This is a genomic window from Sphingomonas koreensis (assembly GCF_002797435.1).
In the GTDB taxonomy this organism is placed as follows: Bacteria; Pseudomonadota; Alphaproteobacteria; order Sphingomonadales; family Sphingomonadaceae; genus Sphingomonas; species Sphingomonas koreensis.
This window is the reverse complement of sequence record NZ_PGEN01000001.1, coordinates 4,020,620-4,044,307: the sequence shown is the minus strand read 5'-3', so window position 1 is coordinate 4,044,307 and position 23,688 is coordinate 4,020,620. Positions and strand designations below refer to the sequence as shown.

At 65.0% G+C, this 23,688-nt stretch carries 18 protein-coding genes; 9 read left to right on the top strand and 9 right to left on the bottom strand.

Annotated features, from left to right (window positions below; genetic code table 11):
- Positions 1 to 91 precede the first annotated feature (91 nt).
- The gene (putA, locus tag BDW16_RS19370; protein ID WP_066580506.1) at positions 92 to 3,691 is read right to left on the bottom strand and encodes a trifunctional transcriptional regulator/proline dehydrogenase/L-glutamate gamma-semialdehyde dehydrogenase; all 3,600 of its coding nucleotides are present in this window, start codon (positions 3,689 to 3,691) and stop codon (positions 92 to 94) included.
- A gap of 118 nt (positions 3,692 to 3,809) precedes the next feature.
- On the opposite strand from putA, the gene BDW16_RS19365 reads away from it, so the two are divergent.
- Complete coding sequence (locus tag BDW16_RS19365) at positions 3,810 to 4,292, top strand: Lrp/AsnC family transcriptional regulator (RefSeq protein WP_066580620.1); 483 nt, start codon at positions 3,810 to 3,812, stop codon at positions 4,290 to 4,292.
- Between the two features lie 116 nt (positions 4,293 to 4,408).
- Here the strand turns inward: BDW16_RS19365 and BDW16_RS19360 are convergent, their stop codons facing one another.
- Entirely contained in the window at positions 4,409 to 4,915 is a 507-nt protein-coding gene (locus BDW16_RS19360; protein WP_277600054.1) for a CHAD domain-containing protein, read from the bottom strand.
- A gap of 111 nt (positions 4,916 to 5,026) precedes the next feature.
- On the opposite strand from BDW16_RS19360, the gene BDW16_RS19355 reads away from it, so the two are divergent.
- A complete protein-coding gene (locus BDW16_RS19355) occupies positions 5,027 to 6,397 on the top strand; it encodes an IS1380 family transposase (protein WP_066582092.1) in 1,371 nt (456 codons plus the stop codon).
- Positions 6,398 to 6,501: 104 nt separating this feature from the next.
- Here the strand turns inward: BDW16_RS19355 and BDW16_RS19350 are convergent, their stop codons facing one another.
- From BDW16_RS19350 to BDW16_RS19330, 5 genes are all read right to left on the bottom strand, one after another.
- Entirely contained in the window at positions 6,502 to 7,515 is a 1,014-nt protein-coding gene (locus BDW16_RS19350) for a CYTH and CHAD domain-containing protein (RefSeq protein ID WP_164519414.1), read from the bottom strand.
- 274 nt (positions 7,516 to 7,789) lie between these two features.
- A complete protein-coding gene (locus BDW16_RS19345) occupies positions 7,790 to 10,378 on the bottom strand; it encodes a TonB-dependent receptor (RefSeq protein ID WP_083954171.1) in 2,589 nt (862 codons plus the stop codon).
- Positions 10,379 to 10,590: 212 nt separating this feature from the next.
- On the bottom strand, positions 10,591 to 11,898 hold the full coding sequence (locus BDW16_RS19340) for a DUF5690 family protein (protein ID WP_066573986.1): 1,308 nt from the start codon (positions 11,896 to 11,898) through the stop codon (positions 10,591 to 10,593).
- A complete protein-coding gene (gene phnX / locus BDW16_RS19335; protein WP_241230555.1) occupies positions 11,895 to 12,737 on the bottom strand; it encodes a phosphonoacetaldehyde hydrolase in 843 nt (280 codons plus the stop codon). The genes BDW16_RS19340 and phnX overlap by 4 nt, the downstream gene beginning before the upstream one ends.
- On the bottom strand, positions 12,737 to 13,876 hold the full coding sequence (locus tag BDW16_RS19330) for a TIGR03364 family FAD-dependent oxidoreductase (RefSeq protein ID WP_066573992.1): 1,140 nt from the start codon (positions 13,874 to 13,876) through the stop codon (positions 12,737 to 12,739). The genes phnX and BDW16_RS19330 overlap by 1 nt, the downstream gene beginning before the upstream one ends.
- Positions 13,877 to 14,005: 129 nt before the next feature.
- Here BDW16_RS19330 and BDW16_RS19325 point away from each other — a divergent pair, with 129 nt between their 5' ends.
- Positions 14,006 to 14,887 carry a LysR family transcriptional regulator gene (locus BDW16_RS19325; RefSeq protein ID WP_066573998.1) on the top strand — a complete coding sequence of 294 codons (882 nt, stop codon included), beginning with the start codon at positions 14,006 to 14,008 and terminating at the stop codon, positions 14,885 to 14,887.
- Between the two features lie 75 nt (positions 14,888 to 14,962).
- Here the strand turns inward: BDW16_RS19325 and BDW16_RS19320 are convergent, their stop codons facing one another.
- Together BDW16_RS19320 and BDW16_RS19315 are read right to left on the bottom strand one after the other, a co-directional pair.
- Entirely contained in the window at positions 14,963 to 15,565 is a 603-nt protein-coding gene (locus BDW16_RS19320; protein WP_241910312.1) for a response regulator, read from the bottom strand.
- Positions 15,566 to 15,604: 39 nt separating this feature from the next.
- On the bottom strand, positions 15,605 to 18,712 hold the full coding sequence (locus BDW16_RS19315; protein WP_066574000.1) for a sensor histidine kinase: 3,108 nt from the start codon (positions 18,710 to 18,712) through the stop codon (positions 15,605 to 15,607).
- A gap of 97 nt (positions 18,713 to 18,809) precedes the next feature.
- On the opposite strand from BDW16_RS19315, the gene BDW16_RS19310 reads away from it, so the two are divergent.
- From BDW16_RS19310 to BDW16_RS19285, 6 genes are all read left to right on the top strand, one after another.
- A complete protein-coding gene (locus BDW16_RS19310; protein ID WP_100362804.1) occupies positions 18,810 to 19,160 on the top strand; it encodes a hypothetical protein in 351 nt (116 codons plus the stop codon).
- 189 nt (positions 19,161 to 19,349) lie between these two features.
- On the top strand, positions 19,350 to 20,186 hold the full coding sequence (locus BDW16_RS19305) for an alpha/beta fold hydrolase (RefSeq protein ID WP_066574006.1): 837 nt from the start codon (positions 19,350 to 19,352) through the stop codon (positions 20,184 to 20,186).
- A 14-nt stretch (positions 20,187 to 20,200) separates the two neighbouring features.
- Positions 20,201 to 20,884 carry a hydrolase gene (locus BDW16_RS19300; protein WP_066574008.1) on the top strand — a complete coding sequence of 228 codons (684 nt, stop codon included), beginning with the start codon at positions 20,201 to 20,203 and terminating at the stop codon, positions 20,882 to 20,884.
- A 50-nt stretch (positions 20,885 to 20,934) separates the two neighbouring features.
- Positions 20,935 to 21,204 (top strand): XapX domain-containing protein, encoded by a 270-nt coding sequence (locus BDW16_RS19295; RefSeq protein WP_066574010.1) that lies wholly within the window; start codon positions 20,935 to 20,937, stop codon positions 21,202 to 21,204.
- A gap of 31 nt (positions 21,205 to 21,235) precedes the next feature.
- A complete protein-coding gene (locus BDW16_RS19290; protein ID WP_066574012.1) occupies positions 21,236 to 21,754 on the top strand; it encodes a hypothetical protein in 519 nt (172 codons plus the stop codon).
- A complete protein-coding gene (locus tag BDW16_RS19285; protein WP_066574013.1) occupies positions 21,751 to 23,688 on the top strand; it encodes an amidohydrolase in 1,938 nt (645 codons plus the stop codon). Before BDW16_RS19290 ends, BDW16_RS19285 begins: the two co-directional genes overlap by 4 nt.

Sequence of the window (23,688 nt, the reverse complement as noted above, 5' to 3'; positions counted from 1 at the left end):
GCATCGATGCGCAGCGGACTCTCGGTCCCTGAGCACCGAAGCACAGAACAGCGCGCTTTGCCGGCCCACATGGGCTGGATGTCGCTCCATCCTAGGCCACCGCCATCAGGCTGGCGTTGCCCCCCGCCGCCGTGGTGTTGACCGAGGTCGAGACTTCCTCGACCAGCCAGTCGAGCCGCGGCGTTCCGGCCTGCGCCAGCACGATCGGGCCCGGCAGCGCGGCGATCTCCGCCAGCGCCGCGCTTCGTGCCGCCGCATCGCCCTCGATCAGTGCGCCGCCATATGGCCCGGCCTTGCGCCAGTCGTCCGCCCAACTCAGCCGCGCCGCTACCCGCTCGGGCAGCCCGGCCAGCTCGCCGCGCAGCGCGGTATTGCCGATCACCGCGCGGTTCCCCGTCGCCAGCGCCGCCGACACCTGAGCGATCAGCCCTTCGCGCGTCTTCGGTAGCAACAGCACGCTCCCGCGCGGATGCAGCGCGTAGATGTTGCGCTCGCCCACCGGCCCGGGCAGTTCGACCTCGGCGCCCAGCAGGGAAGCCTCGCCCGCGGCGCGCGCGGCCTCGCCCTGCTCGCCCAGCCACAGCGCGAAATCGCGCAGTGCCGGATCACTGGTGTCCGAGGCTACGCCGGGCGGCACCGTCGCCGTCTGCACCAGCCGGCCGAGATAGAGCGGCCCGCCCGCCTTGGGCCCGGTGCCCGAAAGACCACGCCCGCCGAACGGCTGCACGCCCACCACCGCGCCGATGATGTTGCGGTTGATGTAGAGGTTCCCCGCCTCGACCCGCTGGCTGACATGCGCGATCGTCTCGTCCAGCCGGGTGTGGAGGCCGAAGGTCAGGCCGTAACCCGTGGCGTTGATGGCATCGATCACCCGATCGAGGTCGCGGCGCTTGTAGCGCACGACATGCAGCACCGGCCCGAACACCTCGCGCTCCAGATCGGCGATGCTCTGAAGCTCGATGATCGTCGGCGGTACGAACGTTCCCTGCGCGGTCTCGCCGGCGAGCTCGATCTGCTCGACCCCGCGCCCCATGCCCAGCATCCGGGCGATATGCCCCTCGATATTGGCCTTGGCCTCGGCGGTGATCACCGGGCCGATATCGGTCGACAGACTGTCGGTCCGCCCGATCGAAAGCTCGTGAAGCGCGCCCTTGAGCATCACCAGGATACGGTCGGCGACATCGTCCTGCAGGCACAGCACGCGCAACGCCGAGCAGCGCTGGCCGGCGCTGTCGAAGGCGGAGGCGATCACGTCGCCCACCACCTGCTCGGCCAACGCCGAGCTGTCGACGATCATCGCATTCTGCCCGCCGGTCTCGGCGATGAAGGGCACTGGATCGCCGCCATCGGTCAGACGCTTGGCCAGCTCCTTCTGGATGATCCGCGCCACCTCCGTCGAACCGGTGAACATCACCGCCTGCGTGCCAGGCGCGGCAACCAGTGCCGCACCGATCCGCCCGTCGCCCGGCACCAGTTGCAGCGCGGCCGCCGGAATTCCGGCCTCATGCAGGATCGAAACGCCCTGCGCGGCAATCAGCGGCGTCTCCTCGGCCGGCTTGGCCAGCACGGTGTTGCCCGCCACCAGAGCCGCCGCGACCTGTCCGGTGAAGATCGCCAGCGGGAAATTCCAGGGGCTGATGCACGTCACCGCACCCAATGGCTTGTGCGCCGCGCCCAACATCGCGCGCGCCTGTTCGGCATAGTAGCGCAGGAAATCGATCGCTTCGCGCACCTCCGCGATCGCATTGGGGGCCGACTTGCCCGCCTCTCGTATGATCAGGCCCATCAGGATCTGCATCCGATCCTGCATGATATCCGCTGCGCGATCGAGACACGCCGCGCGCTCGGCGGGCGCCACCGCCGCCCAGTCCGCCGCGGCCGCCTGCGCCGTCGCGACAGCAGTCTGCGCCGCCTCCGGCGTCACCTCGACCACGGTGCCGACCACGTCCTTGCCGTCCGCCGGATTGTACACCGGACGCGAAGTGCCGATCCGGTCGGCCGGCTCCGCCGCCCAACCCGCCGCCGCGCTCACCTTGAGTGAGGCGGCGAGCTCAGCCAGCACGTTCTCGTTCGACAGGTCCAGCCCTTCCGAATTGCGCCGCGCGCCATAAAGACCGGTCGGCAGCGCGATCAGCGGATGCTTGGCGCCGACCACGTCCATCGATCGCACCTGATCGACCGGATCGGCGACCAACTCGGCGATCGACACTTCGGGATCGGCGATGCGGTTGACGAAGGAAGAGTTCGCGCCGTTCTCCAGCAAGCGCCTAACCAGATAGGCCAGCAGCGTCTCATGCGTCCCCACCGGCGCATAGATGCGGCACGGCCGGTTGAGCTTCGTCGCGCCGACCACCTCGTCGTACAGCGGCTCACCCATGCCGTGCAGGCACTGAAACTCATAGTCGCCGACGGAAAAGTCCGGCCCCGCCATCTGGTAGATCGTCGCCAGCGTCTGCGCATTATGCGTCGCGAACTGCGGGAAGATGCGGTCGCGGTTTGCCAGCAGCTTCCGCGCGCAAGCGATGTACGCGACGTCGGTATAGATTTTCCGCGTGTAGACCGGGAAGTCGGGCAGCCCGTCCACCTGCGCGCGCTTGATCTCGGCGTCCCAATAGGCGCCTTTGACCAGCCGGACCATGATCCGCCGGTCGGCACGCTGCGCCAGATCGACGATCCAGTCGATCACGAACGGACAGCGCTTGCCATAGGCCTGCACCACGAAGCCGAGGCCGTCCCACCCCTTGAGGTCGGGATCAAGCGCAAGGCTCTCGAGCAGGTCGAGCGACAGTTCGAGCCGGTCGGCTTCCTCGGCATCGATGTTGAAGCCGATGTCATAGCCCCTGGCGAGCACCGCCAGCGCCTTCACCTTGGGCAGCAGCTCGTCCATAACCCGCCCAGCTTGGGCCCGAGCATAGCGCGGATGCAGCGCCGAGAGCTTGATCGAAATGCCCGGCCCGCCGACCACCCCGCGCCCGGCCGACGCCTCGCCGATCGCACGCACGGCATTCTCGTAATCCCGATAATAGCGATCGGCGTCCGCCATCGTCGTCGCCGCCTCGCCCAGCATGTCGTAGCTGTACTGGAAGCCGCGCGCCTCCAGCGTCCTCGCGCGCTTGAGCGCCTCGGCGATGGTCTCGCCGGTCACGAACTGCTCGCCCATCATCCGCATCGCCATGTCGACGCCGCGGCGGATCACCGGCTCGCCCGCCCGCGCGATCAGGCGGGTCAGCGCCGCGCCGAGACCGGCGTCGTTGACGCTGCCGGTCAGCTTGCCCGTGACCACCAGGCCCCAAGTCGCGGCGTTGACGAACAGCGAGCGCCCGTCGCCGATATGCGACTTCCAGTCGCCATCGGCAATCTTGTCGCGGATCAGCGCGTCGCGCGTCGCATCGTCGGGGATGCGCAGCAGCGCCTCGGCCAGGCACATCAGCGCCACGCCCTCCTGGCTCGACAGCGCATATTCCTGCACCAGCCCTTCGACACCGGTGCCCTTGTGCTTGGCACGCAGGGCAGTGATCAGCGTCGATGCCGTGATCCGGGCCGCCTCGCGCGTGCCCTCGGGCAAGCTCGCCTGCTCGACCAGCGGCGGCACGCACTCCGGCTCGGGCCGGCGATAGGCGGCCGTAATCGCGGAACGAAGCGGGGTCTGCGGGCGGATCGGCGGGGCGAAATCGGCGAAGGGCGCGGTCATCGGACAACCTCGTGAGGGGTGATTGCCGCACCATATCAGCTTTGCGAACCGCGATTGGACTTTTGCGCGCCAACCGGCGTATCACTTCGCCTTCATTTTGAGGCATTCGAAGGCAAATATGACTGAGAAATCAACCGATCCGGTCATTCTGGATGCGTTCGACCGCAAGATCATCGACGTGTTGCGCGCCGATGGCCGTATCGCGATCACCGACCTCGCCGCGCGCGTGGGCCTGTCCAAGACGCCGTGCCAGGTCCGGGTGAAACGGCTGATCGCCAACGGCACGATCCGCGGTTTCCGCGCGATCGTCGATCCTGAGCGCCTTGGCCTCGACCATATCGCCTTTGCCGAGGTGAAGCTGTCCGACACGCGCGAGGAGGCCCTAGCCGCCTTCCGCAACGCGGTACTGAAGATTCCCGAAGTCGAGGAATGCCACATGATCGCGAGCAGCTTCGACTATCTCCTGAAAGTCCGCACTGCCGATATCCGCCGTTACCGCGAAGTGCTGGGCGAGCGCATCTCCAGCCTGCCGCACGTCGCCAGCACCTCCACCTTCGTCGCGATGGAAACGATCCGCGATTCCGGCATGGGCGGCGCTTAGGCTGACCTTCCGGCCGGCATCCGTATGTCGCACGCGGTGAAGGCGCCCAAGCGACATAATTCGACATGGCCTTTGTGCGTCGGCCCAGCCACCAAAGGCACGGGCAATCCGCGCGATCACCAAAAGCGTTTGGTGTCGAACAACTCGTCATGCGCACGTTTCGCGCGCTCGAGCATTTCCTTTTTGCCTGTTTCACTGGAAAGAAACGCCTCTGCTCCGTCTTGATCGGCGATTCCAAGTTTAGTCAGCAGGACCGGGACAGTAGCGAGGTCGTTGAGCTTCCCCAGACGATCCTGTAGTTCTTCAAGCGCCACGACAAAGCGCCTGTGCCTCCGCTCCTCGCCCTTTCGATCGAACAGGGAAGCGAAAAACTCACTCGCATAGCGCAGCTTTTTCGCATCTTTGCGGAGCTCGTGGCGTGTTTCGTCGTCGGCAGATGCAAGCCCCTCACCCCGGCGTTTGACCTTGCGCCGCAGGTGCGCGAGCGCCTTTGCAGCAAAGGTACGGGCCAGATCATCTCCATCGACCTCTCCGCCATTGCCGTCAGTCCAGCGGCTCTGTTCCAGCCAATGCGAGAGGTTCAACATCACGATGCGGACCCGGTGATCCGCCAATGTTTCGATTAGCCTGAATTATTCACCGCGGTGGGGGTGAAGGGTTGGCGGGAGTGGCGTAAGCGTTTGCTTTGCAGTAGGAAAATGGGTGTCTAGACCAGTCCTGCAGCGAGGCAAAAAATGCCACAGGCCACACCCGCCGAGAGCGAGGATAACGCGCTTGGATTTTCGTTTCCAGCCATTGGCGGCAAAAAGCTCACAGCCGCGTTCGACGGTGGCCGGCTGACCTCGGATGGCGGTGTGCTGCTGCTGGCGCAGGCCGAGCGCGCGATGGGGATCTGCCGTCGGCTTGCGGCTTGCATTGCCGACCCGCGCGATCCTGCGCGGGTGATCCATCGCCTCGATGACATCCTGCGTGCCCGCACGTTCGCGATCGCCTGCGGCTATGAGGATGCCGATGATCTCGATGCCCTGCGCGACGATCCAGGCTTCCGCCTGGCGCTGGGCAAGTTGCCGGGATCAGGTGCCGGGCTTGCGAGCCAACCGACGATGAGCAGGTGGGAGAATGCACCGACCACGCGTGAGTTGGCCAGGATGATGGGTGCGATGATCGACATCTACTGCGCCAGCTATCCCGCCCCGCCGGCGGCGGTGACGCTGGACATCGATGATACCTGCGATGTCGTCCACGGCTACCAGCAGTTGTCGTTCTGGAATGGTCATCACGGTGAGCGCTGCTTCCTGCCGATCCACGTCTACGACACTGCGACCGGCCGCCCGGTGGCGATGCTGCTGCGGACCGGCAAGACGCCGTCGGGCGCCGAAGCTGCCGGCCACATCCGGCGCCTGGTGCGCCATATCCGCCGGCACTGGCCCGATACCCACATCACCATCCGTGGTGACGGGCACTATGGGCGGCCCGAGGTCATGGCGTTCTGCGAGGCGCACCGCGTCGATTACGTGTTCGGCTTGCCAACCAACGCCGCGCTGCGTGCCGATCCGGTCATCGTCGCGGCCGCCGATGCCTGCGCGGTCAAGCGCGCTCAGCGCCAATACCCCGTCCTGCGCAACTATGCCGAGACCCGCTACGGCGCCAAAAGCTGGAAGTGTCGGCGCCGCGTCGTCGCCCGGATCGAGGCCAGCACGCTGGGTATGGACATCCGCTATGTCGTTACCTCGCTTCAGGACGGATCGGCCGAGCATATCTACGACACGCTCTACTGCGCGCGCGGCCAGGCCGAGAACCTGATCAAGCGCCACAAGTCGCAGCTCGCCAGCGATCGCACTTCGTGCCGCTCAGCCAATGCCAACCAGATGCGCCTCATTCTGCACACCGCCGCCTACTGGCTGATGTGGCGCATCCAGCAGGCCATTCCCAAGGCCACCGCGCTGGCCGCTGCCGAGTTCGCGACCCTGCGCCTGCGGCTGCTCAAGGTCGCTGCCCGCGTCATCGAAAGCGCCTCGCGTATCCGCATTGCCTTCGCTTCAGCCTGCCCGGATGCCAGCGTGTTCAAAGACATCGCCACCAGCTTCCGGCCAACTCCTACATAGCCAGCGCGGCAGCGCCGCCCAGACCCCGAGCCCTCGTCCTTCAACCCTGAAAAGCCCATCGCTCCTGACACGGTGAAAAACACCGCCGATGGCGCTCGCCCAGGTCAAACCGCTATCGGCTGAACACAATCAGAACAGCCCAAAATCCCGGCCTCGTGAATAGGAGAGGTTAGATGGTCATAGGATTTCTCGCGTGCGGCAGCGATGCGATCGCGTAACGCTCCCGATGGCGCCCGTTCGAGAAGCACGTCGAGGTCGCGGGCCTCCCCAAAGCTTGCGGCGAGCCATTTAAGCTCCTCGCGCAGGCCCGCGCCATCGTCTCCGATCATCGGTCTGAAAACTGAAAAGGCCGACCGCATCCGGCGGATTGCTACACGCGCCTGGTGCACCGCATCTGGGTTGCGGCTGGAAAGGAGCAGGTCTTCGTTGAGCCGGAATTGGCGAATGCCTGACTGGACGATCTGCTTGAAGGCCGCTGCGGCGCCTATATCGGCTCCCAGGGCAAGAGGCTCGGCCTTGACGCTTGTCAGGTCGGGCTCTGCCAACCGGTAACCACGTTCCGATTTGGTCAGCACGCCGAGGCGTATCGGAGCGATGACGTCGATCTTGCGCGCAAGGCCGAAAAGTGCCGCCGGACTCCCCGCCTTTAGTTCGAGTTCGATCTCGCAGACTGCGTCCGACCGGTCGCCTGCGTTGACAGCGCCGCGATCGAGAACGACCTCGATTGACGTTCCATCCTCTTCGACAAGCCATTTGCACCGCTCGACCTTGACAATGAAGCGAGGCGTAACCTTGCCGGCATCGCCGCCGATGACGGTGAGCAGCGGGGTCGCATGGTCGAGCACGGGGGTGTCATCGTCCACCGCACGCTCCCATTCGGTGCGGGCAAAGAGCCCGGCCGAACTTCCTCCACCGGCTTTGATCGTCTGAACGCGCATATTGCCGGTGCGCCGGATGCGGAGTGAAAGGCCAGCCTTCGCAAGCGAATTCTTATCGGTATCGAAATAGGTCGAGACCTGCTCAGCGACCTTTGCCTTTTCACCGAACAGCTTCGAAGCAACGATTCGAGCCGCATCGGCAGGGGACAATTCAAGTTTCAGTTCGATTTCATCGCCCATGAAAAGCCGGTCCCGTTGAGCAAAGCTCGGCATTGCCGAGCGCGGTCGTCCAGTCCGCCGACACCGCACCATTGAGCGCTGTCGCGCCTAGCCATCCTCCTCGGCATCGATCAGCTGGTCATACACGAGTAGCTGCCCGATCTCTTCGACTCAAATCGGCCATTCCTCGATACCAACAAGAACGGTTGGTTCACGCGCAGGAATTTTTCCATCTCAAGACGCCCTGCGCGCCGGCACGGGCCCCGTGCCGGCTTCTTTCCGATCACGCTTCGTATCAGAAGATCGCGGCCTTTACCCCCAGCAGGAACCGCGGGCCGTAATATTCGACCTGCAATGGCCGCTCTTTGCTGCCGAGATAGTAGTGGAGCTTCTGGTTGGTGAGGTTGCTCGCCTCGCCGAACAGCGTGAGCGAGGGCTTCACCTTCCAGTTCACGGTGAGGTCGAGGCTGGTATAGGCGCCATAATAGCTGTCGCTCGCGGCACTTGATCCATATTCCTCGATGAACGCATCCTTGTAGTTCATCGCGAGGCGCGTCGAGAAGGCGCCGTCGTCATAATAGACCGCGACGTTGGCAAGGTTGTTCGCTTGGCGCGGCACGCGCACCTCGCGTCCGTCGGGCAGCGTGAAGTTGGAGCGGATCAGCGTGTAGTTGGCGTTGACGCCAAGGTTCGATAGCGGCCCGGGCAGGAAGGTCAGGCGACGCTGGACGTTGAACTCGAAGCCGTAAAGGTCGCCAGCCTTGCCGTTGTCGGGCGTCAGGAAGGCGACGCCGTCGATTCCGCGATAGGTGCCGATGCGGCGTGAATCGTAGATCGGGTCGCTGATGCGCTTGAAGAAGACCCCCGCCGAGATCACCCCGGCATTGCCCCAATAATGCTCGAACAACAGGTCGGCGTTCCAGGCGTAGCTCGGCTTGAGGCCGGGATTGCCGCCGGCGAACTCAAGATCGGCCTCGCTGAACGCGCCGCCGGGGGCAAGGTCACCGAAATCGGGCCGTGCGAAGCTGCGCGTGACCGCGGCGCGAATATTGGTGTCGCGGTCCAGACGATAGGTCAGGTGCAGCGAGGGCAGCACCGCAAGATAGTCGTTCGAACGGCGCTCGCGCTCAAGGGCGCCGTTGACCAGCACCTGCCCATCGACGGTGGTTTTGGTATGCTCGAGCCGCACGCCACCGAGTAGCGTGACCGACTCGCTGGGCTCCCAGGTTGCCATCGCGTAGCCGGCGAGGTGCTTCTCGGTGAGGCGGAAGGTACGACCAAGCGCGCCGCCATTCGCGGCGGTCGCCGAACCGGCGGCGTCGAAGAGCAGGTTGCCGCGATTGGCCTGATACCAGTCGACCAGCCCCTTCTCGGAAACGACCTGCGAGAATTGGCCACTATATTGCGATCCGATCGCCAGCTCGTCGAGGAAACCGCCACGGCCCGGCTGGTTCATCAGCGTGAAGTTCGCGAGCGTCGGCACCGGACCCATTGCGGGATTCCAAGTAAAGAACAGGTCCTCGAAGGTAGCGTCGCGCAGCTTGTCGCGATATTTCGCGCCGGTCTTGAAGGTCAGCCCGTCGCCAGCCGGGACGGTCAGATTGCCCTCGAGCACGATCCGGTCGGTTTCCTTGACGCGGATCTTGTAGAGTTCGACATTGGCGAGGCGAGTCAGCGCCGGATCCATCCGGAACGCGGACGGAAGATGATTGCTGATCGCCTTGGCCGGATCGCTGCCGCCGTCGATCGTGTTGTAGGCGAGCGTGCCTGCGCCACGATTCTCCAACCCCTGATAGCCGACACCGCGCTGGTCGAAGCGGACCACGAAATAGCTGTTGTCGCGCCCGTCCGGCGTATCGCCATAGCGGAACAGATTCTCGTAACGGGCGACCTTCCAGTCGAACTTGGCGCCGTCGCCCAGCGTATGGACGCCGCCAACCTCGCCACCGGCCAACTCGGTGATCAGCGTGTTGAAGATATGCTGCACCTCGACCCGGTTCGAGGCGAAGTTGAGGCGGTGTTTGTAGTGCGTCTCATCGTCGATCAGCGTGCCGTAGATGCCGCGGGCATAGAGCTTCCCACCATCATCAAAGGCATATTCCATTGCGCCGTTGATGCCGATCGTCTCGCGCACGCCGGTATAGTCGCGCAGCTCCAACCGGGTGATGCCGATGCCGTCGCCGCCGCGGCGCGGTTCGTAATTGTCGGTCGCCCATTGGCGCTTGAAATAGGTGCCGGAGAGCACGAAGCCGAACTTGCCGAGCCGGTCGCCATAGAGCGCACTGGCGAGATACCCGCCCTTGGCCGCCTTCTCCGAATAGTTGCCGCCAGCGGTGAGCTGGAGCGTGCGCTTGTCGGGCGCGGTCTTGGTGATGAAGTTGACCGAACCCCCGATTGCGTCGCCCTCCATGTCCGGCGTGATCGCCTTCGCGACGATGACCTGATCGATCAGTTCCGACGGAAAGAAGTCGAACGCGGTCGCGCGGCTGGTGGTCTCTTCCTCCGCAGTTGGCAGGCGGCTGCCGTTGATCAGGGTCGAGTTCCATTGCGAAGGCAGACCGCGCACCGCGACGAAGCGGCCTTCGCCCTGGTCGCGCTCGATCGCGACACCAGGCAGGCGCTGCACCGCCTCGGCGGCATTGCGGTCGGGCAGGCGGCCGATGCCGTCGGCGCTCAGCACGCTGACGATGTTGTCCGCCTCGCGCTGCGCCGCGATCGACTTCATCTCGCCACTGACGATCGTACCGGTGACGACGATCTCCTCGGCGGGTGCCTCTTCGGCCGGCGGCGTGCTGGCCGTACCAGCAAGCGTCTCGGCATTGACGGCGGTGGCAAGCATCAACACGCTCGCACTGACCGCCGACTTAAGAATAGCGCGCTTCATCCTGTCACCCCTTCGCAATTGACGGTGGCAACCTTGGCCACCTGATTACGAAGCGGCGCTTGCCACGTGACTCGCGCGCGCTCCAATTCATTGGGTGCATCGCAGCAATAGACGGCGGATCGCAATTCATGTACGAAAATACCCCGCCCAGCGTCGCCGGGCGAGGTTGTGATGCATATGGTTCGCGCCTTTTACTGGCGTTTCCGGTTCGACTATTTGAGACGGCTCCAGAAATAGAATGCGGAGACGGTCGCCATGGCAAAGCACATCGCGGCGCCGGCATAGGCAAGCCAGATGAAGAAGTGCAGCCAGTCGAGAGTCACGCCGGGCAGGTTACGCAGCAGCGTCAACACGACGCTTCCGGCATAGCCCGACGCGTCCGCGACATAGATCAGGAACGCGGCCGTCCCGGCCCGCCGCGTCGCCGCCACCAGCCGGTCGAACAGCATCGCGTTGAACGGGGTATAGCCAAGATAAAGCCCGAGCCCCGACAGGATCATCCAGGGCAGCGGCGCGAGCCACCCGGCCTGGAACGCAAGTGTGGACAGCGCGATCAGCGCAGCGCCGCCCACCACGATGGCATGGATCACCATCAGTGCGCGCAGATTGTCACGGATGAACACGAGGCTGGCGAGGATCGCGAGCGTGACCAGCGCGATCGGCAATTCGCTCGCGGTGAATATGCCCGAAACGCCGGCGTAACCGAGATCGGCCCAGATCTCCGCAGCGAAATTGTCTCGGAAATCGCGGATCGCAGTGAACATCACATAGGCGAGGACGATGAACGCGACGCCAGGCCCATAGTCGCGCAGAAAGGCGCGGCGTGCGGCCTGCGGCATCGGTGGCCTGGCCATGCGCTCGGCCTGTTCGGCCGGCGTTGGCGGCGGAAGCTGGGCAAGCCCGATTACTGCGGCCAGCAGCACAGGAAAGAACAGGAAGCCGGTCGCAGCGGGCATCCAGAACTCACTGACCTGCAGCTGCGTCATCAGCCAAAGGCCGACCGACTTCACCATTCCTGACGACACGATGAAGCTCGCGCACAAGATCGCGCCAAGTACCTCGCTGGTGCGGCGGCCCTCGACATAACCGAATACCAGCCCCCAGATCATGCCGAGCGGCAACCCGTTGAGGAACAGCGCCGCCACCTTCCATGCGGGCGGCAGGATCGCGAACAGGACGAGCGCGAGCCATGACAGCCCGATTAGCCCGACGATCGCCAGCCCGCGGCGTCCGGCCGCCATTTCGGAGACTACCTTGACGCCGATGAACTTGGACAGGGCGTAGCCCGCGACTTGTGCGATCACGAGCGCGATCTTGAAGTCGATCACCCCGTCCCAGCCGGGCACATCGGCATAGGTCGCTGCAGTGAATGGCTTACGAAAGGCGTACATCGAGAAATAGGCGGCGAAGGCCGCGAGACCGCCATAGAGCGCGAACAGCACGGGATGCGCGGTGGCAAGGCGCTCGCTCAGCCTCCTGCGACGCGTCACCGGCACGTCTGTCGCGGCCAGCGTGATCATACCGGCTGTTCGATAAGCGTGCGGGTCGGTCGAGCACCCGGCAGTTCGCCCTTCGCGAGTGCTGCCTCGATCGCGCCAATTGCGGCAGCGAGATCGGCGACGCTCTCGATCACGAAGTCCGCGCCGGCTTCGGCAAAGGCGTCAACCACCGGCGCCATGCGTGCAGCCCGCGCATCGAGCGGCAGCGCAGTGAAGTCCGCATGCGTCATGCCGACGCCATTGCCCGATCCGGCCACACCGATCGTCCAAAGCCCGGCATTTCGCCCCGCGGTTATCCCCACCGGCGCATCGTCGACGGCGACGCAGCCGCTCGCCGGCCAGGCGCCCAGCTGCGCCATCGCCGCCCACAGCATCAGCGGCGCGGGGCGGCCCTGCGCAGTCTCGCCAGCACAGACGATCGCATCCGGCGAATAGCCCTGTTCGGCTGCGGCGGGGATGATCTCCGCCATCATCGTGCGTGTGTAGCCTGTGGTCGAACCGACCATCACGCCCTTGTGGCGCAGCGCCGAGGCGGCGGTCGCGGCGCCCGGGATCAGCTCGCGGCACGCCCCGGCGCTGGCCTGCATCGCCGGCTCGAGCTCGATCATCAGCGCATCGACGTCGCGCTCTTGCCAATCCGCGCCCTTCGCTGCCCGCCAGCGCGTCGCCATCGCGGGTTCGGACAGGATCGACACGACATGCTCGCGCTTAGCCATGCCCATGTAGCGGCGGATCACCGCCTCGTCGGCGGGAGCGCCTGCCCGTTCGAACACCTGAGCCATCGCCATGACCGGCGCGCGCGAGCCGAAATCAATCATCGTGCCCGCCCAGTCGAACAGAACCGCAACGATATCGGACATCATGCAAACTCCTTGATCGGGGCGTTGAGCGCCGCGCCGACCACCCGCTCGCCGATGGCGAAGGCGGTCGACATGCCCGCGCCATTTGTCACGACGGTGACATGCACATCGGAGGCGACGGTGCGGCTGAACCAGTTCTGCTTTGGCGATGAGGCATAGACGCCGATCCATCGCTCGATCGTTGGCGGCGGCGCGCCCAACACCGCGCCGAACTCCTCGAGCATCAGCGCGTCGATCCGGTCGTGATGGAAGGGATCGGGGGCGTCGCCATAGTCATGGCTGTCGCCGACCACCAGGGATCCGTCGGCCGACTGGACCGCAATCAGGTGGATGCCGGCGTCGAGCTGCGCGGACTGCTCCGCATGCAACTGGGCCTTGAGCGGCTCGGCCTCGGGGAGCGCGGCATAGCCCTCATAACGGGCGAGGCCGAGGTCGCTCATCACCGGCCGCGCCATGCGCCAGCCGGGTGCAGCGAGCCGCAGCATCTGCAGCTTGCAACGAGTGACCGCATGTTCGGCCATAACCTGGGGGAACAGCGCATTGAGATCGTCGCCGGGGCAGACGAAAATCGCCTCCGCGCGTATTTCGCCTGCACTGGTGACGACGCGGCCCTGTTCGCATGCGATCACGGCTGTCGGCGGCGCGAAAGTAACGTCGAGCTCGCGCGCCATCCATTCGGCCAGCGCCGGGATCGCCGCGCGCGCCTCGACGCGCAGTTCATGGGGGCTGATCAATGCCGCCTCGCATCTGGCGAAGGGCGTATCGGGATCGAGCTGGCGCAGCCCGCTATCGTTCACCAGCGTGCAGCCCTCGCCCATCTCGGTCGCCAGAAAGGCTTCGAGGAGCGCAACGCTGGCTTCGCGGCGTACCGGCAGCACCATGCCGGTCTGTTCGATCGCGATGCCGGCGCGCGGCGCCACTTCGGCCCAGATGTCGCGCGCGCGCTTCGCCAGGGGCCACATCTCGTGGCGCTCCTGGCCGGTCACAGTAACGAAGCCGAAATTGCGGATGCTGGCGCCGGTGGCACGCGCATGACGATCCACGACCACCACGCGCTTGCCCGCGCGCGCCGCGGCGAGCGCATGAGCGAGACCCACGATCCCGCGCCCCACCACCGCCACGTCGAAATTGCTGTCCATTCTGTTGCCTGTGACCTGACTTGTAACAATCCTGCGGCACAGGGCTTTGATCGCCCCGGCGCATCAGCGCCAATGCATTGGGGGCATGGGGATCATAGACGGTGCGACGCACGCACCGCGGGAGTCGGTTTGAGCATCAATTTCCTGCATCTGCGCTCGTTCTACGCGGTCGCGAGCGAACGCAGCGTCAGCCGCGCCGCACGACGGCTGAATATTTCCCAGCCAACGCTGTCAAAGCAGCTCAAGGCGCTCGAGGAGCGTTACAAGGTCAAGCTGATCGAAGGCTCCCGCCCGCCGCTCACGCTGACCAATGCCGGCCAGGAGCTATTCGAGAAGGCGCGGCAGCTGTTCGCCGTCGCAGACGAGATCGGCGCGCTGCTCGGCGAGGACGATATCGACAGCGGCACCCTGCTCCGCCTCGGCGCGGATTCGCCCCCCTATGCCGCCGAGTTCATGGCGGCGTTCAAGGCAGCAGTGCCCAGCGCTCAGTTCCGTGTCACCATCGCCAACGCCCTCCAGACCAACGAGCTGTTGCTCCGTGCCCAGGTCGATATCGGCATCATCTGCGAACCGACAATCCAGAACGACTATACCTATTCGCCGATTTACAGCGACCGGCTCGTGGCGATCATGCCCGCCTCCTGGCCGGACGAAGGTCTTGCCGCCTTTCCGCTCGAGCGGCTCGCGCGCGAGACGCTACTGGTTCGCGAATCCACCTCGCGCACGCTCGCGACGGTCAATCGCCTGCTCGCCGATGCGGAGATCGCACCGGGCAGAACGATGGAACTGCACACGCGCGAGATGATCCGGGAGGCGGTCGCGCAAGGGATCGGCATGAGCCTGATGTTCGAGAAGGAATGCCCGCCCGACAGCCGCATTCGCGTAATGCCCCTCGATACGCGTTCGTCGCTGATCGAGATCAAGGGCTATCTGGCGGTCCGCACTGAACGCAAGCGGATGCCGTTGATCCGGCAAGCGCTGGCGATCGCAAATCGAATGTCGACCATGTGAGACAGCTTCCTGCAGCGCTCAGGACAGCAGACCGATAAATCGTGCGCTAGCCAGTCGCGCGCCCGGAAACGCCGACTAGATTTCGATAAATCCTCGCTTGGCCGCGATCACGACCGCGTGTGCGCGATCGGACGCGTCGAGCTTGGCGAAGATGCTCTTCATATGCGCCTTGACCGTATCTTCGGTGATCGAGAGCTGCCAGGCGATCTGCTTGTTGGCGTTGCCCCCGGCGGCGAGTTGCAGCACCGATATTTCGCGGTCGGTCAGGTCTTCGTCGCCGAGGTGCGCCGCAATCTGGCAGGCGATGTCCGGGGGAACGCGGCGTTGCCCCGCGTGCACGACGCGAATCGTGTCGAGCAGATCCCGTCGCACCGCACTTTTGAGAAGATAGCCGACGGCCCCGGCCTTCAGCGCCCGCACCGCCTTGTTCTCATCGGCGTAGGTCGTCAGCACGATGATCCGCGCGCTCCCGAATTCGGAGCGGATCGCGGCAATCGCGTCGAGTCCGCCCATCTCGGGCATCTGTAAATCCATCAGCGTGACGTGGGGCTGGAAGCGTCGGTAATATTCGAGCGCCTCGATCCCGTTCGAGGCTTCGGCGACCAGTTCGATATCGGATTCGGCGCGGATCAACGAAGCGAGGCCGTCGCGCAGCAGTGGATGATCGTCGACCGTCATCAGCTTGATCACGGGCGCTGGTTTTCGAGCGGGCATCATTCACTTTCCGAGCAAGGCACGGCAACCGAAGAGGCGTTTCCTTTTCCCCTTCTGCAGATAGGCTATGGACGCCGGCACGGAGAGTGTCACCTGGGTACCGCTTCCGGGCCGGCTGGCGATCGAAAAGCGGCCCCGGATTACCTCCGCCCGCTCGCGCATGCCGATCATGCCGAAATGATTGTGCCGCCCTCCCTGTTCGATCAGGTCGGGTGCGATGCCGATTCCATCGTCGTCGATGTGAAGCCTGAATTCACGCGGATGATAGACGATATTCACCACCGTCTTCTGCGCACGTGAATGGCGGATGGCATTCAGGATGGCCTCGTCGCCGATGCGGAAAATTTCAGTGCGGACGACCGGCTGAAGCGCACGGGGCCGTCCTTCGGTGACGATCTGAAACGCACCGCCGTTCGCTGCGTCGCTCTGCGCTGCGATGTTCGCGAAATGCTGCGCGACATCGTGATCGTCGACCGGGCCGGTCCGCAGATTGCGCACGCGGTCGCGTCCTTCGGCGAGTGCAACGTCGGCGAGGTCCAGCGCTTCTTCGAGATCGGCGCGCGCGCGATGCGACTTCGGGAGCTGATTGATCGCTGACTGAAAGCGATAGACGAGTCCCTGAAAGCCCTGCAGCAGCGTGTCGTGGAGTTCGCGCGCGATGCGTTCGCGCTCGCGCAAACGCTCCTCGAGCTGCAGCCGGATCGTCGCGGCGATCTGACGCATGCGCATAGAATAGAGCCACCAGGCACCGGCCAGAAGCGCGCCGGCGATCATGATCTTGAACCAGATGCTCTGCAGAAACGTCGGGGGAATGATGACGGTCAGCGTCGCGCCGGTATCGTTCCAGACTCCATCGTTGTTGGCGGCTATAACCCGGAACCGATATCGGCCAGGTCCAAGCCCGGTATAGAAGGCTTGCCGCCTCCGCCCCGGATCGACCCAACCGGGATCGACGGTTTCGAGCTGATACCGGAAGCGCACGCGTTCGGGTATCGAGAGGCTGAGCGCGGCATAGTCGATCTGGAAGCTGCTTGTTCCGGCAGGAAGCTCGATCGTCGCAAGTCCTGCGAACGATTGCCCGCCGGCAACGAGCCTGACAATCGATACGGGAGGCGGGAGCGGATTTTGCGACAGGTTGCGCGGATCGATCGACGCGACGCCATGGCTGGTGACAAACCACAGCCTGCCGTCGCTCGCGGAGATTACCGTCGGTGTATTCGAATCCTGTTGCGCGACCCCCGGCAAACCGTCGTCGAGATCGAAGAGCGTGGCGCGCAGATCGCCATCGGGACCGGCAAAAGCCGAAGCCAGATCGGCAGGCTGGATGCGAACGACACCTTTGAGCCCGTTGAGCCAGATCGCGCCGTCTGCGCCTTTGGCGATGCCTGAGATGCGGCTCAGCGCGGGATGGCGATCGGATCGCAGCGTCCGGAAGCGTCGTCCGTCGAACCAGGCCAAGCCAAAGTCGCCGAGCGCGTAGACCTTGTCATCGAGGGCCGTAACGATCTCGATGCTGCCGATCGCAAGATCCTGCTTTGCCTCGAAAACCCGCCGCTGCGCACCATCGAGCATCACGAGCTGGTCTTCGTAATTGAGCCAAAGCCGGTTCGCGTTATCCGCGATCATCTGTATCGGGGCGCGCTGCAGGGTGCCGAGCGGTGCCGGGGCGCGCACCCAACCGGTCGGACTGTCACAGTAGATGCCTTGACCGAGCACAGATGCGCAGAGCAGGCCGCCCGGGGTTTCGAGCCAGCCGAAAACGGCGCCGCTGGCACCCCCGTGCAATGTCACGAAGCGGAGACGCGTGCCATCGAGACGGGCAATGCCCCGATCGAACCCGATCCAGACGCTGCCCGCACGATCGACATGAATCGATCGAGGCCGCTGTTCAAGCCGCGTAATCACCTCGGCATTGCGGTCGGGACGGACCTTGAACAATCGGTCACCCGTGACCACGAAGACGGCGCCGTCTTTGTCGGCTGCGGCCTGGAAACCCTGGCGCGACGTGGTGGGCAAGCCTGACGCCGCGATCGCATTGGTGGCGCGAAACCGATCGAGGCCGAGATTGGTACCGACCCAGATATTCCCTTCGCGATCCTCCAGCAGCGGACTGGCGATGTCGGAGCTCAGCCCGTCGGCAAGCGTGAAGCGCTCGATCGGCAAATCGGTCGACCCGGTGCCGTGCCGCGCGGGAGCAATCCGGAAAATGCCGCCGCCCCTCCGTGCGCCCCAGAAAACATTGTCGCGATCGACCCAGAGCTGCTCACCGCTTCCCTCGACGCCCGGCGCGACGGGCGCCATCGGCGAAACACCGAGTCCCGGCGGCTGAAGCGCATCCGCGATGGCATGGATCGGCAGGCTGCCGCCCGGCGAGAGCCAGATTCGGCCGTCGCGCGCCTGGAAGATGCGCGCGCGATCGAGAGCTCGCTCACGGGTCCGCTCGAAGCGTTGCGCCTTGGGCCGCAGTACCCATAGCCATCCGGCTGTTGCGGCCCAGACCGATCCGTCGCGCGCAGCGAGCACGCTCGAGACGCCTCCGGGCGGCAAGCCGCGCTCAGGCCCCACAATCGTCCATCTGCCGCCGGCGAAGTGCGTAAGTCCGCCCTGCCCTCTGCTCGTCGTCGCCGCCCAAATGCCGCCGTTCCGATCGCCGGCAATCTGAAAGACCGACGCGCCGCTACCGGTTGGCGAGAAGGTCTTCAGCCTGCCGCCCCGCAACCGCGATATCTGCCCCGCTTCGAAGCCGATCCAGAGATCGCCGCCGGGAGCAGCGTAAAGGGAGTTGATATTGGCCGAAGGGAGGCGCTCGCCCGGAGCGGGCCGAAACTCCTCGAATCGAACGCCGTCGAACCGGTAGAGGCCGCCCCCGGTCCCCAGCCACAGAAAGCCGTCCGCCGATTGCGCGAGCGCCCAGACATCGGGCGGCGCGCCATCCTCGATCGTCCACGCCGTGTGGTGGAGCTGGGCGAGCTTGCGCTCAGGGTCGAGCGCGCGCGCGGGCAGGATCATGGCGAGCATCAGCGCGCCGATCAGCCAGGCGCCAACCCGTTTCCCACCGCGAATCCCGATGTCCCCGTCTCCTCGCAAATCCTTGCCGATGGGAGCGGCCATGCGCCGCGCGGCGAGCGTGCGGCAAACCCGAAAGTGTAGTCGCGCTTCCCCCCTTTCCGGCATAGCGAACGGCAGGCCCGCTTCCTAGTCTCGAGCTGTGACCAGGAGCCTCTTTCAGTATCCGACGGGCCTGGTTGGATGGGCTCTCCTGCTCCTCCGGTTGTCGGTGGCGGCCGCGCTGGCATTCAGCGCAACCCTGACTGCGGCGCCGTGGGCGGAGTGGCCGATCTTTATGGTCGCGGCGATGCTCGTCCTCGGCGCCCTGACGCGCTTCGCGGGGGCGTGCGGCCTGGTCGCGGCGGTGTGGATCGGTTCCGATATCGGTGGGGCGCTGGGCTTGTCCGCGCTGCTGCATGGCGTTGCCGCGGCAGCGCTCTCGATGATCGGGGCCGGTGGCTATTCGATCGATGCGCGGATCTTCGGGCGCAAGGTCATCGCGCTGGAATAGGCTCCTCGAAGGCAGGACGCGATGGGAGACGAAGGGACGGCTATGAACAAGGGACCACAGATCGAACGCCGAGAGCTTCTCGGCGGGGCCGCCGGAATGGCGGCTGCAATCGCTTTCGCGGGAACAGCGGAGGCAGGCGCCACTGCGGCCCTGCCGATCTCACACTCAGCTTCGACGGGAGATGCTCCAATGAGCCAGGATTACGTGACGACCAAGGACGGAACGGAGATTTTCTACAAGGACTGGGGTCCGAAGGACGCGCGGCCGATCGTGTTCCACCACGGATGGCCCCTGTCGGCGGACGACTGGGACAACCAGATGATGTTCTTCCGGCTGCAGGGCTTTCGCGTCATCGCGCACGATCGCCGCGGGCATGGCCGCTCGACGCAGACCGACACCGGTAACGAGATGGACACCTACGCGGCCGACGTCGCCACGCTGACCGACCATCTCGACCTCAAGGGCGCGGTGCATATCGGCCATTCGACCGGCGGCGGCGAGGTCGCGCGCTATGTCGCCCGAGCGAAGCCGGGCCGCGTCGCCAAGGCGGTGCTGATCGGCGCCGTGCCGCCGATCATGCTCAAGACACCTGCCAACCCCGGCGGCCTGCCGATCGAGGTGTTCGACGGCTTTCGTGCGGCGCTTGTCGCCAACCGCGCGCAATTCTTCCACGATGTGCCCGCGGGCCCCTTCTACGGCTTCAACCGGCCGGGCGCGAAGGTCAGCCAGGGCGTCATCGACAATTGGTGGCGCCAGGGCATGATGGGCGGCGCCAAGGCGCACTATGACTGCATCAAGGCGTTCAGCGAGACCGATTTCACCGAGGATCTCAAGGCGATCACCGTGCCGACGCTCGTCATGCACGGCGATGACGACCAGATCGTCCCCTATGCGGACTCCGCGCCGCTCTCGGTCAAGCTGCTGAAGAAGGGCGAGCTCAAGACCTACAAAGGTCTCCCGCACGGCATGTGCACAACGCACCCCGACACCATCAACGCCGACCTGCTCGCCTTCATCAAAGCCTGACCACGGAGCCAATCATGACTGACCCCAAACTTGAACTGCTGACCCCCGACAATTGCCAGCTGATCTTCATCGATCACCAGCCGCAGATGGCGTTCGGCGTCCAGTCGATCGATCGCCAGACACTCAAGAACAACACCGTCGGCCTCGCCAAGGCGGCGAAGCTGTTCGATATCCCGACGACGATCACGACCGTCGAGACGCTCGGCTTTTCGGGCCATACCTATCCCGAGCTGCTCGCCGTGTTCCCCGAGCATCCGATCCTCGAGCGCACATCGATGAACAGCTGGGACGACCAGAAGGTGCGCGATGCGCTTGCAAAGAACGGCCGGAAGAAGGTCGTTGTCTCGGGCCTTTGGACCGAAGTGTGCAACAACAGCTTCGCGCTCTCGGCGATGCTCGAGGGCGGGTACGAAATCTATATGGTCGAGGACGCCTCGGGCGGCACCAGCCAGACGGCGCACGACTATGCGATGCAGCGCATGATCCAGGTCGGGATCGTCCCGGTGACCTGGCAGCAGGTTCTGCTCGAATGGCAGCGCGATTGGGCACGCAAGGCACGCTATGACGGCGTCATGGCGATCGTCCGCGAGCATAGCGGCGCTTACGGCATGGGCGTCGATTACGCCTATACGATGGTTCACGGCGCCGACGAGCGCGTCGCGCACGGGCAGCGCCTCGATCCGGTCGCGGCAGCCTGACCCTCGCGGGCCGGCTAGCCCGGCCCGCACCCATCTTCCGGAGACCCGCGATGGCTGACTTCAAATCCTATGCGATTGCGCTGGCGGTCGGTTTGCTCGTCGGCGGCATCTATGGAGGGCTCAACGTCCGCTCACCCGCCCCGCCCGTGATCGCGCTCGTCGGCCTGCTCGGCATTCTCATCGGCGAACAGATCGTACCCGTCGCCAAGCGGCTGATGCGAGGCGACGAAGTGGCGGCATATGTCCGCACCGAATGCGCCGAGCATGTGATGGGACAGCTTCCCACGGCGCGGCCGGATCAGTCCGACAAGCAAGGGTGATGCACGCGGCCATGCCCGAAAGGAATCTGCGATGACCTATCTGCAGCTGATCACCGTGGTTCATACCGCGATCTGCTTCGCCGCGATCGGCGCCGGCGTGGTTGCGGTTGCGGGCCTGTTTCGAAGCGATGGCTACCCCGGCTGGACCCGATGGTTTCTCATCCTTGCCGCGGCCGTCAGCATCACGGGCTATGTCTTTCCGTTCCAGGGTATCACGCCCGCCGTCATCGTTGGCGTGATCGCGCTCGCCGTCATCGCCCTGGTGCTGTTCGCGGTCTATCGCTTCCGCCTCGCGGGCCGTTGGCGCGGGGTCTACGCCGCAGGCCTGGTGGCGAGCCTCTATTTCCTCGTATTTGTCAGCATTGCCCAGGCGTTCCAGAAGATCGCCCCGCTCAACCGCCTGGCGCCGACACAAAGCGAGCCACCCTTCGCAATTGCTCAGGGCATCGCCCTTCTCCTGTTCCTGATCCTGGGCTGGCGGGCCACGCTCCGATTCCAGCCGCTAGCGATCAACAGGCGAAAGGCAGAGGCTGAAGGATTTGCACCATGACCGAGCTCAACCGCCGCACCATTCTCGCAAGCGGCGCGTCCGCGCTGCTCGCGACCAACGCATGGGCCCGGAACAAGGAAAACAACATGCCCGACATCCTGATCCTCAACGCCAAGATCACAACGCTCGACCGCGCCAATCCTAGCGCGCAAGCGGTCGCGATCCGCGGGGGCAAATTCCTCAGCGTCGGAAGCGAGGCCGAGGTGCGCGCCGCCGCCGGGCCCGATGCGGAGATCATCGACGCCAAGGGCCGCCGTCTGATCCCGGGGCTGATCGACAGCCACATCCACGTCATTCGCGGCGGTCTCAACTACAATATGGAGCTGCGCTGGGAGGGCGTCCCGAGCCTCGCCGACGCGATGGCGATGCTGAAACGCCAAGCTGCGAACACGCCGCCGCCCCAATGGGTACGCGTCGTCGGCGGCTTTACCGAGCATCAGTTCGCCGAAAAGCGGCTGCCGACGCTCGACGAAATCAACGCCGCCGCGCCCGAGACGCCGGTGTTCATCCTCCACCTCTACGACCGCGCGCTGCTCAATGCCGCGGCACTCCGCGCCGTCGGTTATACGAAGGACACGCCGAACCCGCCGGGCGGCGAGATCGTCCGCGATGCCGCGGGCAATCCGACCGGGCTACTGCTCGCGCAGCCCAATGCGACGATCCTCTACGCGACCCTCGCCAAGGGACCCAAGCTTCCGCAAGACTATCAGGTCAATTCGACGAAGCATTTCATGCGCGAGCTCAATTCGCTCGGGGTCACCAGCGTCATCGACGCGGGCGGCGGCTACCAGAATTATCCCGACGACTATGCGATCATCGAGAAGCTGCACCAGGACGGCGAATTGACGCTGCGCATCGCCTACAACCTCTTCACGCAGAAGCCGAAAGAGGAACTCAAGGATTTCGCGACCTGGTCGACTAAGGTGAAACCCGGCGACGGCGACGACACCTATCGGCACAATGGCGCGGGCGAGATGCTCGTCTATTCGGCCGCCGACTTCGAGGATTTCCGGGTCGAGCGCCCCGACATGCCGCCGAACATGGAGGCCGACCTCGAACCCGTCATCCGCCTGCTCGCCGAACGCAAATGGCCTTGGCGCCTTCACGCGACCTACGACCAGACGATCTCTCGCGCGCTCGACGTGTTCGAGAAGGTGAACCGGGACATTCCGCTCAAGGGGCTCAACTGGTTCTTCGACCATGCCGAGACGATCAGCGAGCGCAACATCGACCGCATCGCAGCGCTCGGCGGCGGTATCGCGGTACAGCATCGGATGATGTTCCAGGGCGAATATTTCATCGAACGCTATGGCGCGAAAGCCGCCGAAACGACGCCGCCGATCAAGCGGATGATGGATGCAGGCCTGCCCGTCGGCGCGGGCACCGATGCGACACGCGTCGCAAGCTATAACCCCTGGGTCTCGCTGTCATGGCTGGTCACCGGCAAGACGCTCGGCGGCACGACGCTCTATCCTGTGCGCAACCGCCTCGACCGCGAGACCGCGCTGCGCCTGTGGACCGAAAAGAACACATGGTTCTCGAACGAGGTCGGCAAGAAGGGCCAGATCAAGGCCGGCCAACTCGCCGATCTCGCGCTGCTGTCGGACGATTATTTCAGCGTCGCCGAGAGCGAGATCGTCCACCTCCGTTCGGTCCTGACCATCCTCGGCGGCAAGGTCGTGCACGGCGAGGGCGATTACGGCCCGATCGCCCCTGCGCTGCCGAAACCAATGCCCGACTGGTCGCCGGTTGCCACCTTCGGCGGCTATTATCGCCGGCCCGAAGCCGCGCAGAAGATGGCTTCGGCCTGCGGCTGCGCTTCGGCCTGCGCGGTCCACGGCCACGACCATGCCGCGGCGCTCGGCGCCAATGTGCCAGCCGCCAATGTCCAGAGCTTCTGGGGCGCGTTCGGCTGCGGCTGCTGGGCGGTCTGA

Bases quoted from the DNA above. Each gene is read 5' to 3' on its own strand.
- putA (WP_066580506.1), bottom strand. From the start codon at position 3,691: ATGACCGCGCCCTTCGCCGATTTCGCCCCGCCGATCCGCCCGCAGACC.
- BDW16_RS19345 (WP_083954171.1), bottom strand. From the start codon at position 10,378: ATGAAGCGCGCTATTCTTAAGTCGGCGGTCAGTGCGAGCGTGTTGATG.
- BDW16_RS19315 (WP_066574000.1), bottom strand. From the start codon at position 18,712: ATGGCCGCTCCCATCGGCAAGGATTTGCGAGGAGACGGGGACATCGGG.
- BDW16_RS19340 (WP_066573986.1), bottom strand. From the start codon at position 11,898: ATGATCACGCTGGCCGCGACAGACGTGCCGGTGACGCGTCGCAGGAGG.
- BDW16_RS19320 (WP_241910312.1), bottom strand. From the start codon at position 15,565: ATGACGGTCGACGATCATCCACTGCTGCGCGACGGCCTCGCTTCGTTG.
- BDW16_RS19285 (WP_066574013.1), top strand. From the start codon at position 21,751: ATGACCGAGCTCAACCGCCGCACCATTCTCGCAAGCGGCGCGTCCGCG.
- BDW16_RS19305 (WP_066574006.1), top strand. From the start codon at position 19,350: ATGAGCCAGGATTACGTGACGACCAAGGACGGAACGGAGATTTTCTAC.
- phnX (WP_241230555.1), bottom strand. From the start codon at position 12,737: ATGTCCGATATCGTTGCGGTTCTGTTCGACTGGGCGGGCACGATGATT.
- BDW16_RS19365 (WP_066580620.1), top strand. From the start codon at position 3,810: ATGACTGAGAAATCAACCGATCCGGTCATTCTGGATGCGTTCGACCGC.
- BDW16_RS19355 (WP_066582092.1), top strand. From the start codon at position 5,027: ATGCCACAGGCCACACCCGCCGAGAGCGAGGATAACGCGCTTGGATTT.
- BDW16_RS19290 (WP_066574012.1), top strand. From the start codon at position 21,236: ATGACCTATCTGCAGCTGATCACCGTGGTTCATACCGCGATCTGCTTC.
- BDW16_RS19295 (WP_066574010.1), top strand. From the start codon at position 20,935: ATGGCTGACTTCAAATCCTATGCGATTGCGCTGGCGGTCGGTTTGCTC.
- BDW16_RS19300 (WP_066574008.1), top strand. From the start codon at position 20,201: ATGACTGACCCCAAACTTGAACTGCTGACCCCCGACAATTGCCAGCTG.
- BDW16_RS19350 (WP_164519414.1), bottom strand. From the start codon at position 7,515: ATGGGCGATGAAATCGAACTGAAACTTGAATTGTCCCCTGCCGATGCG.
- BDW16_RS19330 (WP_066573992.1), bottom strand. From the start codon at position 13,876: ATGGACAGCAATTTCGACGTGGCGGTGGTGGGGCGCGGGATCGTGGGT.